Origin of the sequence: Pseudomonas sp. B392_1p (assembly GCF_052245235.1) — a bacterium.
Lineage (GTDB): Bacteria > Pseudomonadota > Gammaproteobacteria > Pseudomonadales > Pseudomonadaceae > Serpens > Serpens gallinarum.
Window position 1 is genome coordinate 293,745 of sequence record NZ_JBQPXM010000003.1, and the last position, 14,738, is coordinate 308,482.

At 61.0% G+C, this 14,738-nt stretch carries 19 protein-coding genes; all 19 read right to left on the reverse strand.

The window, feature by feature from the left end; genetic code table 11:
• Positions 1 to 27: 27 nt before the first annotated feature.
• Positions 28 to 279 (reverse strand): hypothetical protein, encoded by a 252-nt coding sequence (locus tag ACTV8E_RS05850; RefSeq protein ID WP_443198835.1) that lies wholly within the window; start codon positions 277 to 279, stop codon positions 28 to 30.
• 3 nt (positions 280 to 282) lie between these two features.
• Positions 283 to 648 carry a hypothetical protein gene (locus ACTV8E_RS05855; protein ID WP_443198836.1) on the reverse strand — a complete coding sequence of 122 codons (366 nt, stop codon included), beginning with the start codon at positions 646 to 648 and terminating at the stop codon, positions 283 to 285.
• A gap of 155 nt (positions 649 to 803) precedes the next feature.
• On the reverse strand, positions 804 to 1,379 hold the full coding sequence (locus ACTV8E_RS05860) for a hypothetical protein (RefSeq protein ID WP_443198837.1): 576 nt from the start codon (positions 1,377 to 1,379) through the stop codon (positions 804 to 806).
• Positions 1,376 to 1,894 carry a hypothetical protein gene (locus ACTV8E_RS05865; RefSeq protein ID WP_443198838.1) on the reverse strand — a complete coding sequence of 173 codons (519 nt, stop codon included), beginning with the start codon at positions 1,892 to 1,894 and terminating at the stop codon, positions 1,376 to 1,378. Before ACTV8E_RS05865 ends, ACTV8E_RS05860 begins: the two co-directional genes overlap by 4 nt.
• Positions 1,895 to 1,951: 57 nt before the next feature.
• Entirely contained in the window at positions 1,952 to 2,632 is a 681-nt protein-coding gene (locus ACTV8E_RS05870; RefSeq protein ID WP_443198839.1) for a hypothetical protein, read from the reverse strand.
• Positions 2,633 to 2,918: 286 nt separating this feature from the next.
• Entirely contained in the window at positions 2,919 to 4,346 is a 1,428-nt protein-coding gene (locus tag ACTV8E_RS05875; RefSeq protein ID WP_443198840.1) for a phage tail tip fiber protein, read from the reverse strand.
• A gap of 27 nt (positions 4,347 to 4,373) precedes the next feature.
• Positions 4,374 to 5,999, reverse strand: a complete 1,626-nt coding sequence (locus ACTV8E_RS05880; RefSeq protein ID WP_443198841.1) for a hypothetical protein — start codon at positions 5,997 to 5,999, stop codon at positions 4,374 to 4,376.
• Positions 5,996 to 6,337: a hypothetical protein gene (locus ACTV8E_RS05885; RefSeq protein WP_443198842.1), complete on the reverse strand. Its 342-nt coding sequence runs from the start codon at positions 6,335 to 6,337 to the stop codon at positions 5,996 to 5,998. The genes ACTV8E_RS05880 and ACTV8E_RS05885 overlap by 4 nt, the downstream gene beginning before the upstream one ends.
• On the reverse strand, positions 6,327 to 6,659 hold the full coding sequence (locus ACTV8E_RS05890) for a DUF4376 domain-containing protein (RefSeq protein WP_443198843.1): 333 nt from the start codon (positions 6,657 to 6,659) through the stop codon (positions 6,327 to 6,329). Before ACTV8E_RS05890 ends, ACTV8E_RS05885 begins: the two co-directional genes overlap by 11 nt.
• Complete coding sequence (locus ACTV8E_RS05895) at positions 6,656 to 7,006, reverse strand: hypothetical protein (protein WP_443198844.1); 351 nt, start codon at positions 7,004 to 7,006, stop codon at positions 6,656 to 6,658. Before ACTV8E_RS05895 ends, ACTV8E_RS05890 begins: the two co-directional genes overlap by 4 nt.
• A gap of 12 nt (positions 7,007 to 7,018) precedes the next feature.
• On the reverse strand, positions 7,019 to 8,725 hold the full coding sequence (locus ACTV8E_RS05900) for a hypothetical protein (protein ID WP_443198845.1): 1,707 nt from the start codon (positions 8,723 to 8,725) through the stop codon (positions 7,019 to 7,021).
• Positions 8,722 to 9,039, reverse strand: a complete 318-nt coding sequence (locus ACTV8E_RS05905) for a phage fiber-tail adaptor protein (RefSeq protein WP_443198846.1) — start codon at positions 9,037 to 9,039, stop codon at positions 8,722 to 8,724. The genes ACTV8E_RS05900 and ACTV8E_RS05905 overlap by 4 nt, the downstream gene beginning before the upstream one ends.
• Entirely contained in the window at positions 9,036 to 10,433 is a 1,398-nt protein-coding gene (locus ACTV8E_RS05910) for a hypothetical protein (RefSeq protein WP_443198847.1), read from the reverse strand. Before ACTV8E_RS05910 ends, ACTV8E_RS05905 begins: the two co-directional genes overlap by 4 nt.
• Positions 10,434 to 10,437: 4 nt before the next feature.
• Positions 10,438 to 10,842: a phage tail fiber protein gene (locus tag ACTV8E_RS05915; RefSeq protein WP_443198848.1), complete on the reverse strand. Its 405-nt coding sequence runs from the start codon at positions 10,840 to 10,842 to the stop codon at positions 10,438 to 10,440.
• Between the two features lie 53 nt (positions 10,843 to 10,895).
• Positions 10,896 to 11,444 (reverse strand): hypothetical protein, encoded by a 549-nt coding sequence (locus tag ACTV8E_RS05920; RefSeq protein WP_443198849.1) that lies wholly within the window; start codon positions 11,442 to 11,444, stop codon positions 10,896 to 10,898.
• Between the two features lie 11 nt (positions 11,445 to 11,455).
• A complete protein-coding gene (locus ACTV8E_RS05925; RefSeq protein ID WP_443198850.1) occupies positions 11,456 to 12,145 on the reverse strand; it encodes a phage adaptor protein in 690 nt (229 codons plus the stop codon).
• 3 nt (positions 12,146 to 12,148) lie between these two features.
• Entirely contained in the window at positions 12,149 to 12,613 is a 465-nt protein-coding gene (locus ACTV8E_RS05930) for a hypothetical protein (protein ID WP_443198851.1), read from the reverse strand.
• Between the two features lie 57 nt (positions 12,614 to 12,670).
• Positions 12,671 to 13,612 (reverse strand): phage major capsid protein, encoded by a 942-nt coding sequence (locus ACTV8E_RS05935; protein ID WP_443198852.1) that lies wholly within the window; start codon positions 13,610 to 13,612, stop codon positions 12,671 to 12,673.
• Positions 13,613 to 13,659: 47 nt separating this feature from the next.
• On the reverse strand, positions 13,660 to 14,565 hold the full coding sequence (locus ACTV8E_RS05940) for a hypothetical protein (RefSeq protein ID WP_443198853.1): 906 nt from the start codon (positions 14,563 to 14,565) through the stop codon (positions 13,660 to 13,662).
• Positions 14,566 to 14,738 lie beyond the last annotated feature (173 nt).

Consider the following 14,738-nt stretch of genomic DNA (forward strand, 5'->3'; position numbering starts at 1 on the left):
CGGCAATATGAGATGGCCCGCAGGCCTTTACATGAACGAGCCGACCAGCAAACCCACGCCGCCGCCAATGGCTGCGCCTACCGGACCACCAACACTCATGCCCAGCATCGCCCCCGAAGTGGCCATCCCCACCTGAGATTGCTTGCGCTGCGCCTTCTGCTGCTGCTCCATTTGATCATTGAGGGCTTTGTTCTGCTGTTGCTGCTGGCTGTAGCCCTGCAGCCCCTGCAACGCCTCACCTTGCATCTGGTTCTTGAGACCGAGAAGTCCGTAGCTCATGAATTAGCCCTGCCCTGTGGTAGGAAGATTTGAAAGACCCATGCCGCCCGCCAGGATTTGATCCTGCATATCGCGGGCGGAAATCTTGGCCGAGTTGTAGGCACTGGACGAGTCGGCCGCCTGGCCCAGCGCGAGCTGCCGCGTCTCAGCAGCCTGCTGTGCAGGGGTCAGGTTGACACCCATGCCCTGGCGTTGCATTTGCAACCCTTGGGTGGTGTTGGCGTAGCTGGTGTTGACCGCCGCCGCGGCATTCGCACCCTGTCCGGCGGCATAGGTTTCGTCCGAGGCCAGATCGGTCAGCCTGTCAATGTAGGGACTGAAGCGCGTTTTCCAGTCATCCCACTGTGCCCGGTACAGCTGACCGAGCACATTCGAGGCCCCTTGATCACCCCTGAAGGCTGCGTTTGGATCAACATGCAGCCCGGCGCTTGTTGCAGCTGTTGCTTGCTGAGCAGTAGCTGCCTGTCGAGCAGCCGCTGCCATTTTTTGGCTTAGGCCGCCGCCCCCTCCTCCACCTGCCATCGTTAACCCCCGTACTGGCTCAGGCCATAATTCGTTGCCGCTCCTGCAGCAGCACCCAGCAGCTGCAGATTCGCCGACTTGCGATTGAAGCTATTCACTGCGTCGCTGCGTGCGGTGGCTGCTGACTGCGCCGCGATATCGTTGAGCCCGGACTGGGCCTGGGTGGATTGCCCTGAACCCATGGCCACGATGTTTTGCAGTCCCGTGACCTTTTCGGCACCCTGCTGAAACTGCGCACGCCCCATTGTCTCGCCGCCATGCTGAGCGCCTTGCTCGGCAAGGTCTGCCTGCGTGCCGGTCCAGCGGCCGCTATTCGGGTTGATTCCCGCCAGGCCAAGCTGGCTGTCAACCTGCTGCAACCCCTGGCTCAAATTGTCCATAGAGGCCTGGTTGGTCGCCCCGCGGATGTAGCTCATGCGTCCCGCCGAATCCATATCTTCGACGTTGGCCATGTACTGGTTTTCTAGAGGTGCCAGGGCTGACTGGCTGTAGTTCCATTTCTCCGCCGCAACCTGCGCCGCGTAGCGCTGTTCAGGCGTGTCCTTCACCTTGTTATCACCACCGCCACCGCCGCTCATGGATGCTCTCCAGCACTGCCTGATTGAAGCAGCAAGCGAGCCGCATCCGGCACGCCATGCCCGGTTTTGAATTCGCTCAGGTAGTCAGCCAGTGTCTCGTCGTGGAAATACCGGCGAACCTCGCCACCTATCTCCTGCATCCAATCGAAGCCACCGACGATGCCGGCACACTGCACCACCAGGCCGGTGAGTTGGTCGCGCAGCACAAACGCCAAGGTGCGCCCGTGGTGATCGCCGGCGCGCTCCAGGCTCACACTGTCACGCCAGTCCTGCATCGCAGCGGCCATCAGTGGTCGCAGGAACGGCTCGTTCTGGCGGTAGAAAGGATTGGACGGCAGCTCGATCAGCGCCTCCCAGAAGGCGCGATAGACGTCATCGCCACTGATGGGCTTGTCGCCATCGATCAGGTCGTCGAGGGTTTGAGAGATGCGAAACAGGGTCTCGCAATAGAGAATGGCCGGGCCGTGATCCTTCAGAACACGCTGAAGAAAGGCCCGTTCGTTGGGCTTAGGCATCGTTGTCTCCCGACAAGGATTATGGGATTCAGTTTGTAGCTGGGCTCAACTGGTCCGTCAGAGTCCGCTCACATCAGCAACAAGCATGGTTAAGGGGGCCTCACCGTTCGGCGAATAATTGTAGTTTCCCTGGCCGCCACTGAACCTGTGCACTGAGGTGTTTATCTGCGCGGAGCGCCACAGCCCGCCCCCTTCCATGTGCATGGCCCGAATACCACGATATTGGTCAGTGAAACGCGCTCCAGTCTGTGGGTTTACAAACTGCTGACTGGTCACATATACCCGAGTGTTACCGATGGCAAACGCAACCTCTCCGCTGAACTCAGTCTGAACATCAAAAGGCATGTATGCGCGCATGCCCTGCTTGGTAGTAACAATATAATTATCCTCCATGATGTCGACTCTACCCCGAACCCGCAGCAGCGGGCGGGCCGTATTAAACGTAAGCTCCCCATCAGGGCTGTACACCTCAACGCCTCCCGTAAAAGGGGCGGGGCTCACGGGTCCAAAGCTCCAATATTCCAGCCACCCTGCACCCGGAGCAGAGTTCACATGAATGCGCCCTTCGCGCTCGTACATCGGCCCAGAAGAGCGGTAGAAGTTGAATGATCCTCCTGCAGCCATGGGTACAGGAACGCCATGGTAATCTGCGGCTAAGCGACCTTTGCCATAGAAGCACAAGTTTGCAAAGTCGATTCCGAAGATTTTATATCCCGCCTCGTTATAGGCTTCTATCATCGTACAAACACCACAATTCTCGCAGCTACGCCAGAAAACTCTGACCACACATAACTGTCGGCATAAGCCCACGAAATGCGAGACCCCGCTCTGGTTACGGTCAGCACTCGCGAGTTGCCCTGAGTGACCATGTATTCAAGTGTTGAAGGGTCCAGCCCGGGGTACTCGCGAGCGCCAGGCACGCCCAGGTCAAAAGGGTTAAACACTTCAACTATCCGGGCGTACCGCCCTGTGCCGTCAAGGATCAGCTGGCCGTTAGGGGCATACATTTCAATTCCGGCAGCCATTAACCCGGTCCCATCCGAGCCATCAATCGGCCGTTCGGGTACCACATACGGATGCCCATATCTCCAATCTCAATACGGACGCCACCACCCGAGCCGTTAAGGGTCATCCCGCCGTTCTTATCGAGCATCCAGCGCGGGCGCCCCTGGACATCCACCTGGTTCGATTTCAGCACTCCGCTGATATTTCCATCCCCAACTTGCAGCTTATCCACATCCAGCATATCCGCACGCAGCTTGCCGGCTACGGTGGTAACCGGATTGCCGGCGGCATCGTGGATCTTGCCGAAGGTGATCGGACCGAGATGACCTTCTTGAATCGATCCCTCGCGAATGAATGCCACATCCATATAATTGACACCGTCCACCAGCATGTATGGCTTGACGGCGGAGTCGGGTTTACCGGGCGTGGCGATCCAGAATTCGTCCGCCAGCACCGCGAAGCTCGCCTTCCTGCCGTCGTTGTAACTTCCGACACCCGAGACGTGGCCATTCACGTCCAATGTCAATGTGGCCTGTGCCGAAAGGCCATTGATGGATTCCGCTTGCTGCTTGATGGTGGCAGCGTTTTCGCCTGACACCGTCTGCACCTGCTGGATCGATCGCGCCAGCGCTTCTTCACCGCTGGCACGCGCCTCATCCACCCGCTGAATGGCAGCACTTGCGCTCTCCCATCGCGAGAACAGCGTGACAATCTCCCGCGCCAGGGCTGCAGCCTGTTCAATTCGCTCCTCGCGCTCGGCCTCCACCCGCGCCGCTACCGAACCGGCTGTCGACGCCGGGGCATCAATCAGGTCGATTCGCTTGCGTAATGTCTGTTCCAGCTCCGATGCACCTAACTTCTCGGAGAGTTGCGCCAGCAAGTACTTGGCATCCGGCAACGGCTGAGCATGGATGCCATTTGGCGAATTCGGCGGCCCCTCGACTTCAGAGCTGGAACTGAAAGTGATCCAGTAATAGAAACCTGGCAGGTTCAACGGGTCATCAACTACCGTGGCGTCGTTGCGCACCAGGTCGCTGTAGAACGCACCCGCATCACGGCCGACCACTTCCGCCAGGGCGAAGTTGTCTTCTTCGGCACGGTAGATGTTGGTCAAAGCGTGGTTGTTATACAGCTCCTGGGGGCGATCCCAGGACAGGTTGATCATGCCGAAGAAACTACCCAGGGCGGAAAAGCCGGTCGGCCTTGGCGGAACCGTTCGATCTTCCAGTTGGCTGGGCGGCACCACCCCTGCATCTGGATTGCCGGGCACGCGCAGCTTGGCAACGCCCCCCTCCAGCAGGTCGCGCAAGGTCAGCTTGCGGTCGAGCTTGTCGCCGCGCACGCCCTCCCCGGTTTCGAGGATCTCGGTCATGGCCGCCATCAGCGGGCGTAATTCAGCGGGAACCTTGGCCGACAGAGGCGGCAAGGTCTTGCGTCGTTTCGTCATCTGGTGCCTCCCGGCAAGCAGAACGATTCAAACAATCTCGCTGGGCGAGGATGCGATCTGTACCGATTGTACTTCGTGAGTGCCTTCCACCTCGACTTCCCAGTCGCGACACCCGGCGTAGCCTGCTGGCAGGCGGAACAGGTTGCGACTTTCCACCGGCAGGTCGAGCACGGTTTCACCATCGGCGAACAGGCGCAGCGTCACCGGATACTGGCGAGCAATGACCTTGGCGCAGGAGAAGCCCGCCGCGCCTGGCGGGATTTCGTGCACCTTGGAGCGCCAACGCATGGTTAGCTGCGCACCCTTGCCCCAGGCGGTGATCTGATTGCCCTGGATCAGGCACAGCGTGTCATTGTCCAGGTCATACCAGCCGCTGGTGGCGGTGATGTCGTAGAACTCGAAACCCTCACCGGGCGTGAAGGCGAAGCAACCACCTGCGTAAAACGCCAAATAACGGCCATCGAAGCGGTAGGCGTGGATGGTGTGCGGCTTGAGCGCCAGCCACTGCTCCTTGGAGATGACATCCGCGGTCAGCAACTGGGCCTCGCCGCCGCCGACTGCCACCAGCCCATTGGGCGAGGCGTAAACGGCATAGGCTCCCATATCGACCAGCGAGCGACCGGACAGACAAGGCTGATCCTCGTCCAGGTGCATGTCGGCCATGGCTGCCGGCGACGAGCCAGTGATCATGTGCGGACGACCGTTGGTGGCCACCACCAGCCCGCCGGCCACTGCTGCAATGCCGACGATGTCCTCGCTGAACGCCAGCTGGTAGGCCACCGGCCAAGCATGTGGATACCAGGCTTCGCTGAAGCACAGCGTGTTGCCGAAGTAGCCGGCCATGAAACCGCCTGGCAGAGATGTAAGGCCGGTCAGGCGATCATCTGGCATATCCCACTCAGTGGAAGGCAGGGTCATACCCAGCCCTTCGCTCAGCACGCTGTCGGTGAAACTGCCCTGCGCAGCAGGCACGTCAGCCACGTACTGAAACACTCCAGCCAGCTCAGCCCGGTAGATACGCTTGGTGACGATATCGTGGGCGCCACTGGGAATGCCTGGCAGGGCCAGCACTACATCGCCGCCGGCCGGCGCATCGTCGACCCTGTCCCAGCGAAGAACCGGCTCACTCGGCAGGCTGGGCGGCCCTTCCTCGCCGAAGCGGGTAATGCAGGTCACCGCATAGGATGTCTGCACGGCCGTGAGGGGATGCTCGCTTGCATCTACACGATCCGGCGGAGCCGAGGCCACCGGTGTGCCGGCCGGCGCGGGAACCCCCAGCCGAAAACTACGCGCCGGGTACGGCTGCGAGCCGCCAGTGATCTCGGCGATGCCTCCCATCCTCGGCGCGCCATCACCCGTCCAATACACCCGCTCCCAGGCATCGTCCGCGAGCGGTGATTTCACCGTATGGACACGCTTGCCGTTACCCCAGATCATCCAGAAACCAGCACCATTGTTGCCGTTCGGGTAGCGGTAAAGGGACGACGGGGCGATCACATTCGGCAGCCCGGCAAGCGTACCAGGTGCCCGCTCGGGCTTCAGCGTCCCCCGACGTAGGTAGACGTTGCGGGCCACCTGCGCGTTCTGTTCCGGCAGCAGGCGCTCATCGATGATGGGCAGCTCCCCGCGGAAGCCAGCAAAGGCGAGCTTCATGAGCGCCTCCCAGAAACAGAAAACCCCGCACTTGGCGGGGCTTCAGGATTGTAAATGCGGGATATTCGTGGCGAGTGTTCTTTGACCAGCTCTCCGTAGTAGGCCAGCTCACAATGGCGAATGCTTCCTTGGCGATCCCACCAGAACAACGTGTTGATTACACGTTCCGCCAACGCCCAGCGACGTTTCGAATTACAGCGGTAGGCCCGGCTGCTCAACGTTTCGTCGACATAGCCCCACAGCAACGCGTTGGCCAGCTGATCGACAGCCAGCAGCAGCGAAAGCCAGTAGGGGCGGCGCCCGTGGCTCGGCGTATAGAGGTCCAATTTAGTCGCCATGAGCCACCCACAGCCGCGCCTGTTCTGCACCGGCCAGGGTCAGTGCCTCCTGCAGCTCGGCGGCGCTCGCCTCGATCACATTATTGTCGGCCAGCACCCAGGTCACCGTTTGCACGTCGGCAGCGGGCGATTGCAGCCCGAGGATTGCACGGGCCATGCGGCCCTGACTGGTCTCGTCGCCATCGAAAACGTTGCCTGCTGCGGTGGTTACTTTGATTGCAGCAACGGCGCCAGCTCGCTCGGTCTTCCATGCCGCTCGGGCAGCGGCGGCTGCGACCCTGGCTTTGTCTTCTGCAGTCTTCACCTGGCTCCAGTCAATCATGCTGTCAGCCCTCCTTCTTCAAGCAATTCCTCAAGCACTTCAGGTTCTGGCTCAGGGTCGAACGGTAGCGGAATATCCCCGTCCTCCGTTACATGGATCGGTTCGGGAAATGCCACGGCCTGAGACGGGTTTGGGCCATGAGGCAGCCGCAGCGTTAGGTGCAACTCGCCGTTGATGCGCTCGATAGGGCCAGTGAAGTGCTCGGACTCGATAGCCTCAGCAGGGAGGGTTGCACCTTCGGGAAGCTGGGTGAAATCGAAAGGTTGGCCGTTGAGTGTAATAACGTCGCCAACTTTGGATGCGTTAAGGGTTTCATCCATGCGGACAGGGGAAATTTTGATGTGCATATAATTCTCTCGTTAGTACCAACGGCCAATAGCGGTAATATGAGAACTTACATTTGAAGGAGAGGTAAATGCCAATTTAGTATATAAACTACTATGTGAATTAAAAACAACAGAAAATCCAATATTCGCAGGATCAGTGGTTGACCCTTGCACAGTGGAACCGTATACATTGGGATCTTCTGAAAAGGGGGCTGGGTACACCCAATTTTTATGGACATTAACCCCTGACTCGACATTCAGTTTATGTGTACATATCTGCATACCTCCTGCATACCGCCAATAACTCCCATTAGCATTACTCCCGCTCTCAATGATTGCACCCGTAGGTACACCAGCGGAATGAGAGACAGGGCCAAGGATGTTTCGGTTGTCATAAAGATGCTTAACCGTCCATGAGAGTTGCCCCCCCCACCCACTGGAAGCCCTAATTGTTAACCCTCCGGACCCTGTAGGGTTATGTAGTAATTGTACAGGGCGATTCTGGTGCCCAAACACTAAGGCAGCAGGGTCACCCACCAAATTATCAGGGACATTTGTTGAACTACTCCTGCCGATAATGTAACTACCCGAATCCCGTAAGGTATTCAGGTCTCCGGCCCATGATTCTCCAAGACGTATGCCCATCGCAGACCTTGCAGATTCAACGGTAGTGCCGAGGGAGAGTTGGTTGCCTGAGTTGAAAACTTCCACCCAGGCACGCCAAGTGCCGGCTGACTTGGTGCGTTGGAACGTCCGCTCGGTCTGTAAGTTGACCCAATACTGGGTGGCATATAGTGGGTTGGGGTGCTGCTGGTGCCAGAGGTAGCCCTGTTTGGTAGCTGATTCAAACCCAGCCGGTAGGCCGGTACACAAGTTGCTGGTGTAGTACCACGCCGAGAATGTCCCCACATCGTCAACATTTTCGGCGTACAGAACGGGCTGCCCTACTCCCACATCCCCAATACGCACCGCCCTCCCCAGGGTCGCATCCAAGCGGTCGGTGGCCGCCGTAAGTAATGCAGCCGTCCCCAACCCCATCTGACTACGGCCAGAAGCTGCATCCGCAGATCGCAGGAACTGACTCACCCAATTAGTCAGCGCGCCCGAGGCATTTGTCATCACCCCCGAAGCATCCGCAAACAGGCCCAGGGCCGACTGCTGACCGGCTACGTTCGTGGCGGCAAGAAATGTCCTCGCAGCCGCAGTGATCGTGGCCAGTGACAACGCCCCCGCACCAGTGAAGTACGGCAGGCGATCAGCTGCTCCAGCCAACCCCACCAGAGCCGTCAGGTTGGCGTGGGCCAGCTTGTTCTTCTCAGCAGTGGTGTAGTCGTTGGTAGAGAGGCCCTTGCCGGTGATCTTATCGACTTTTGCAGCCAACGCGATCTCGGCCTCCTCGCGCAACCCATCCAGGGCAGAGACATCAGCCTTCTTACTCATCAATTGTTCCAACTCACCGGCAGTCAATGCCTGGTAGCAGAACGCGACACCGGTCCAGTCAAGCGCCGCTGTTCCCTCCTGGGCGCGGCTCACCTCGTAAAGAGCAAGACCGCTGCGCCGGCCATAGCGGATCACCTCCAGAATACTCGGCCGGTAGGGGCTGTCAGTCAGCACCACCACGCCGCCGCCTTCGGCAGGCAAGCGGTGCGGATCGTCAGCCGCGAACAGCCCGATTTCGGTGGCGGCAGCTGTGAAGGGCGTCACCACCCGGCACTGCACGAAATTCTCGAAATTGCTCATCTATCGCGCACCTTCACCTTGAATTCGATTTCTTTCTGGCGGTCCTGCTGGGTGGTCACCACACAGGTCACCACGTAATCCACGTAGTTGGTGCCACCGCCGAGCCAGAGCTTGAAGCGCACCGGGTGCACACCGATCAGCACCAGCGGCGGGTGCGGCGATGGCCCCACCATCAGAGTTGGCTCCGGCTCGGCCAGGCTGGAAACCACCACGTCTACCGACTGGATGTCGTCGCCGGGCAGCTCCGAAAACCAGTCGTACATGTCGACGTCGTAGTCGAGGACATCGCGGGGCTGTTTGATAAACGTGGTCATGCGACCCCCTCGCACAGCACAGTGATCAGCCGCGGTTGTTGCTCAACAATCAGCAGGCGCGACGAAGCGCCCACCGTCAGGGTTCGGCAGTCCGGTGCGCGGGACAGGTCATTGACCTGGTTGGCTCCAGTCGCACTGGCTTCGGCAATGGCGTGGCCGCTGCCGACCACCGCGCGACGGGCATCAGCGCAGGCCTCGGCAGTAGCGAGGGCGGTTTGCGGGCCAATCAGAAGGGCGATAGCGCCGGAGCGCGCCGCTGCCTGCCCGTGCGCTCTGGCGGCGCCATGAGTAATGCGGTTACAGCGCTCAGTGCCTGTGGCCTTACCCTGCGCCAGGCCGTCGCCGCCAGCCATGCGCACTCCCCATCCAGCAGCATGGGCATTGGCCGCGGCCGGCTGGCCGAAGGCGCGGGTCTGGATGACAACGGCATGCCCCTGGCCCTGCGCGGTCGCCACGCCGTGACCTGCCGCACCGGCCAGGTAGTGGACGCGCCCCTGTGCAGTTGCATGGACATTGGCAGGTTTGCCGGTTACGCCGGTTGCGATGACCACCCCATCGCCAACTGCGAGGGCATTTGCCTGCGCGTGCCCTGCCCCGCCAACCGTATGCACGGCGGTACCGGAAGCATGCGCGGATGCACGTCCGGTTTGCGATTGGTAGATCTGGACGTGGGTCAGCCTGGCGTCGGCCGCAGCGTTCGCCGAGCCAAAGCCCTCGAATTCGCGTACGCCGCCTCGCGTGACTGCCGCATCAGCCCATGCAGTGGCCGTGGCCTTGGCATGGCCCAGGCCGCAAGCGGTATAGAGCAAGCGACCGGAGGCCTCAGCCTGACCCGCCCCATGCCCGTGCCCGCCAGCCTCCAGCAATGGGCGACCGACCCCGCTTGCCTGCCCCAGCGCATGGCCGTAGCCCAGCACATAAGTGGTCCCGTACGCCGTCGCCCTGGCAATGGCCGGCTGACCATAGGCAATTTCGTAGACATAGCCCTCAGCAGCCCCAAAGGCATATGCCCTGGCGGGCGGCGGGCGCAGCCGGGCGGTGCGCACCGGGGCGCCGTCCATGGTGCCGCTGACTGTGGCTCGGCCAGAGCCACAAAAGTCGACCTGGGCCTGCCCGGAAACCTTCGCATTGGCAGCCAGGCTGCCTGAGCCGAAGTACTCCGCCTTTGGTGCGCCACTGGCCGTAGCGCCCGCCGATGCAATGCTCGGGTAGACGCCGGCCTGGCGGCGGCAATAGCCGCTCGCTTCAGTTGCCGCAATCGCTTGGCCAGTAACGAACTTGGTGACCTCACCCTGCCCGGATGCCGAGGCGGTGCAAGCGGCCAAGCCTGCAGCGAACACCAGCCCGGCGGCCAGGGCGCCGCCGAAAAGTGTGCGACCGATGTGTGCGGTCATGGCATCAGCTCAGCGTGACGATCAGCGAGCCGATCGGGAACGACAGCACATCGGTGGGATCGAGGGTTTTGGGGTTCTGCATCGGCGCGTGATACAGCAGGTTGCCGGCATTCTGGGCGTCAAAAACTCCCCAGTGAGTAATGGTCTTCTGGGCATCGACAATCGCCGGGAACACCATATTGCGGGCATTGGAGCTGGAACCGTTGGCCGGCACGGTGAAGCCATCGGATGGCGTGGACGTGTGGGCGCGCTGGCGGACATAGGCGCTGTCGTTCAGCTCCGCACCCGTACCGGCATCGGTAGGGTCAGCGGTGAACAGCGCCACATAGACCCCGCCGCCTGTGTAGTTAGCCCCACGCAAGGTGGCATTGATCAGGGTGTTTTCGAGGTAATCCGAAAATGCGGACATAGGTGGCCCTCCCGGGCTGACGTGCAAGATTCAAAGGTTTGGGGTTTCAGGTGCTACGTGAACCGGCGGACTTGCATCCTGACGCTGCCGGATTGATTGCCGTCCGCGGCCTGGGCTCGCGCGTATGCCTGGTGATCGAGAAACTTGAGTCGGCTGTGCTCAGCCAGCTGCACATCACGCCAGGGCTGCGGCAACCTCAAAAGGCGCGAGCGCGCCCCGTCAAGCAACGCTTCAGCCCAGCGACTCAGCAGTTCGGCCGGCATGTCCTTTCCATGAACGGGACGACAGGCAATTGCTCCAAGCAACGTGACGCTTTGCGGGACAGAGCGCAGAAACTCCACGCTATTGCTCCCAGTCTGACGGTAATCAAGGCCAGGCTTCAGTTCTCGCCCATCCTGCAGCAGGCGCACGATCCGCAGCGTTTCCGCCCCAGAAGGAACATCCACTTCGGCGAATGGTGTATTCGCCCCGATCACCACAGGACCGTCGCTGACGATCCAGGCATTCCCTTCGGTGCATAGCTCGCGCTGCGCCCAGCGCAGCATGTCGCGGATGGTCGACAACGGGCAGCCAGGCACTTCGATGATCAAGGTATCGGCCATCTCATTGAGCGTCATGCCGGCTCACCCCTGGCGCGCAGATCCTGGTTCGGGCTGTACAGCACGCCCGCCTGGGAATCGGCCCCCAATGCCGTGATGAAGGCTCCGTTGTGCATCTGGGCGCGATTCAGATTGGCCGCGTGCTCTGCGTCCTTGCTATAGGCCCGGAACAGGATGTAATCGACGATGGCCGGCGCGAATGAATCGCCCAGCCGGATAACTTCCGTCGCATCTACGGCTGCCTGCGCATTGGCGTGCGGCTGCGGGACGCTCGAATAGATGATCTCCAGCTTGGCGGTAGCAGTGGCCGGCGGGTACACATAGAAGTGCCGAGGGTCATGATCGTCGAACACGAACTGCTCGATCGTCACGCTTGGGGTTTCGCCGTGCCAGCCTCGACGAGTGGCGTCCAGCGCGTTGCGACTGGTCTTCATTACGCTGTAGCCGTTTGAACCAGCCGCAGTGTTTCTCACCACGTCGAGCAGGCGATGGCCGTCAGCGGGAACGACCTGCTTAGTGCCCAGGACGCAGGCAACTTCCTTGTTGACCGAACTGGCATCCGGTTTCAGGGCAACGATGGCCTGGTAGCTTTCGTTCAGCCAGCCCAGCAACTCCTCATTGGTCCAGCGCGTACCGTTCTGGGTGACCTCTTGCAGGATCAATTTGGCCCTGCGAAGCACCTCGCCCGCCGTGGTAATCGCCATGGTTCAGACCTCGACGAGATCGGCCAACTTGGCCAGGGCAGGTGTCCAGACGAACACGCGGCCGGTCTTTTTATTGCGCAGCAGTCGCTGTGACGGGGCGGGTTCTTCGTCGACGGGCTCATCACCGATTTCCGGCATGGTCAATCCAGGCTCAACAATTTCAGCCTCCGGAGCGCCTGCTTCGGCGGCAGTCACTGGGGCGAGCACCTCCTCGGGCTCAATGGTTTCCGACTCGGTCGCGCCACCCTTCGATTCGTCCTTGAGGGTCATCGGCCCGGTCTTGTCTTCAACTGGGGCGCTCTCGCTGTCCGCAGAATCCACACCCAGCCCGGCCAGCACGCTTTGACGCAGGACTTCCAGGCTCTTGCGGCGATCCAGATCGATGCCGAGCTCGCGCTTTACCAGGGTTTCAAGCTCGCCCTTGTCCTTTGCAGCCTTCACCGCTTCGATCAGTTCATGAAGTTCCATAGTGTTCTCCAGAAACGGCAAAGCCCTCACATGGAGGGCTCTGCTCAAGGGGCGGAATTAGCCGCGGGCGGCGTACAGATGGCCGATGGCTTTCGGGTCGATGACCTTCGAGCCGTAGACGTTCAGGCCGCGCACCAGCTTGCCGAAGTCCTGCGGGTTGGGCAGGGTCTCCATCTGGGTCATCTGGCTGGCGAAGGTCAGCGCCTTCTTGTGGCCGAACATGATGTTGGTGGCCTTCTTCGACGCAGTGGCGTCGGTCACCACCGACAGGTTGTTGCTGCCATAGACGGTGAAGCGGTCGAGGACGCCCAGCTTGCCGTTGCGGAACACGGACTGGGAGTCGCCCATGATGCCCGCGTCGCGCAAGTCCGACTTCTTCAGCATGCCGGACATCCAGGCCGGCAGGATGATCCAGCGCCCGGTCTCGGGCACGTTCTGCTCATCCAGGACAGTGGCGCAGTCGACGATGAGGTCGAGCACGTTGTCCTTGGTGACGGCAACCGGTGCACCGGCCGCGCCCAGGTTGATGCCTTCGGACTTCGCACCGGCAGTAGCGCCGGCGTTCTTGGCATCAACATCGGCGTAGTGGCGCGCCATGATGTCGGTGTCGATGGCGATTTTCATCTGCTCGCCGCCGTCGTTCGAGAACTCGTCCATGAGCTTGATGTCGGCCTGGTAGGCGTCAACGTCATTGACCTCGAAGGCAAAGTACTTGGCCTTGTCGATCTGCAGCTCGACCTTGTCGCTGGTCGGGCGCTCATAGTTGAGGGTGCCACCGATCTCGTAGTCACGGATGGTGATCGATGGGACGGTGCGGATCTGGACGGTATCGCCCTTGTTCTTGATCTCGCCTTCGTAGTCGGTGTTGGCGATCTCGCCGAAGCAGGTGGACGCGTACAGCTTCTCCACCAGCTTGCCGGACCAGATTTCGGGAATGAAGCCGGCAGTGCTGCCGGAGCTGTAGTTGGGCACGCCAGCGGCGCGAGTCGGACCAGCCATGATGAATCTCCTGAAACGTGACGCCTCTCGGCGTTACAGGGCGTCCTTTAGTGGATGCGGCCCTGAGCCTGGGCTAGAAAAATGTCGGCCTCGATGGCTGCAGCTTCTTCAGCGCTGTAGCGGCCCGAGGCCTTGTCCCGGTAGAAAGCCCCAATCTCCGTGCGCGACCAGGTGCGCTGCTGGCTTTCGGGCACAGCGGCTTTGGTCTGGCGCGGCTGGACCTGATCCGCCGGGATGGTGGGGGTGGTAGGTTTTGCGCTCGCCGGCTTGGCGAACGACTTGAAGATCGCAGAGACCCGGTAGGGGTCGAGTGCTTGCTGCGCGGCAACCAGAAGCTGCTGGCGGGCCTGGCCGCTGAGCGGATCCACCTCGGCCAGCCAGGCATGGAAGCCGGAATCGGCGTTGACCTTGCGGAAATTCGGAACCTGGATCTCAAGTTCGGACCAGAAGCGCGCGACAGCATCCTGCTGACGCTCTTCGCGCAACTGACCCAGCTCGCTCTTGATTTCCTTCAGGTCGCCCTGCTCTGTGCCGCCGACAGCCTTGCCGACGACACGCTGAATCAGGTTGACCAGCTCCGGGCCGTACTCTTCGATCTCAGCCGCGGACAGGTCAGCCACAGCGCTCTGTGCGCGCTGCGCGGCAGACTCTCCCGATGGCGTGCCAGCGGCAGCCAACTGCTCGGTAAGCGTGGCGATTTCCTTGCGCAGTGCCGGAACCTCGGCGTTGTACTTGCCTTGCAGCACGTCGAAGCGGTGACGCCAGTAGGAGGCATCCCGGGTTTCTGGCTGCGGCTCGAGGGCGGCGGGTTGCGCGGGCGATTGAAGCTCCGGATCCTGCTGGGTTTCCAGAGCCGCCTCAGTGGCGGGGTTCTGTTCCTCGACCGGCTTGTTCAGCTGGTCCTGCAGGGATTTGGCAGTATCAATCTGGTCTTGCACGTTGCGTGGCAGCATTTGCGATCTTCTCCGATCATGGGTGAGCCGGCCGGTTGCCGGGGTTCACAAGTGGGCTCTGGATTCGCCACGGCTTGGCCGTGCCTGGCGAGCAGTCGCCCATAAAAAAACCGCCTCAGTGGGCGGCTTTGTTATGCGGACTACGTGTTGCGGACCAACTCACGACTGCGACC

Coding starts and splice junctions, on each gene's coding strand:
- ACTV8E_RS05880 (WP_443198841.1), bottom strand. CDS start 5,999: ATGAAGCTCGCCTTTGCTGGCTTCCGCGGGGAGCTGCCCATCATCGAT.
- ACTV8E_RS05930 (WP_443198851.1), bottom strand. CDS start 12,613: ATGGAACTTCATGAACTGATCGAAGCGGTGAAGGCTGCAAAGGACAAG.
- ACTV8E_RS05875 (WP_443198840.1), bottom strand. CDS start 4,346: ATGACGAAACGACGCAAGACCTTGCCGCCTCTGTCGGCCAAGGTTCCC.
- ACTV8E_RS05865 (WP_443198838.1), bottom strand. CDS start 1,894: ATGCCTAAGCCCAACGAACGGGCCTTTCTTCAGCGTGTTCTGAAGGAT.
- ACTV8E_RS05915 (WP_443198848.1), bottom strand. CDS start 10,842: ATGTCCGCATTTTCGGATTACCTCGAAAACACCCTGATCAATGCCACC.
- ACTV8E_RS05905 (WP_443198846.1), bottom strand. CDS start 9,039: ATGACCACGTTTATCAAACAGCCCCGCGATGTCCTCGACTACGACGTC.
- ACTV8E_RS05860 (WP_443198837.1), bottom strand. CDS start 1,379: ATGAGCGGCGGTGGCGGTGGTGATAACAAGGTGAAGGACACGCCTGAA.
- ACTV8E_RS05885 (WP_443198842.1), bottom strand. CDS start 6,337: ATGGCGACTAAATTGGACCTCTATACGCCGAGCCACGGGCGCCGCCCC.
- ACTV8E_RS05935 (WP_443198852.1), bottom strand. CDS start 13,612: ATGGCTGGTCCGACTCGCGCCGCTGGCGTGCCCAACTACAGCTCCGGC.
- ACTV8E_RS05890 (WP_443198843.1), bottom strand. CDS start 6,659: ATGATTGACTGGAGCCAGGTGAAGACTGCAGAAGACAAAGCCAGGGTC.
- ACTV8E_RS05895 (WP_443198844.1), bottom strand. CDS start 7,006: ATGCACATCAAAATTTCCCCTGTCCGCATGGATGAAACCCTTAACGCA.
- ACTV8E_RS05940 (WP_443198853.1), bottom strand. CDS start 14,565: ATGCTGCCACGCAACGTGCAAGACCAGATTGATACTGCCAAATCCCTG.
- ACTV8E_RS05925 (WP_443198850.1), bottom strand. CDS start 12,145: ATGGCGATTACCACGGCGGGCGAGGTGCTTCGCAGGGCCAAATTGATC.
- ACTV8E_RS05920 (WP_443198849.1), bottom strand. CDS start 11,444: ATGGCCGATACCTTGATCATCGAAGTGCCTGGCTGCCCGTTGTCGACC.
- ACTV8E_RS05900 (WP_443198845.1), bottom strand. CDS start 8,725: ATGAGCAATTTCGAGAATTTCGTGCAGTGCCGGGTGGTGACGCCCTTC.
- ACTV8E_RS05870 (WP_443198839.1), bottom strand. CDS start 2,632: ATGATAGAAGCCTATAACGAGGCGGGATATAAAATCTTCGGAATCGAC.
- ACTV8E_RS05850 (WP_443198835.1), bottom strand. CDS start 279: ATGAGCTACGGACTTCTCGGTCTCAAGAACCAGATGCAAGGTGAGGCG.
- ACTV8E_RS05910 (WP_443198847.1), bottom strand. CDS start 10,433: ATGACCGCACACATCGGTCGCACACTTTTCGGCGGCGCCCTGGCCGCC.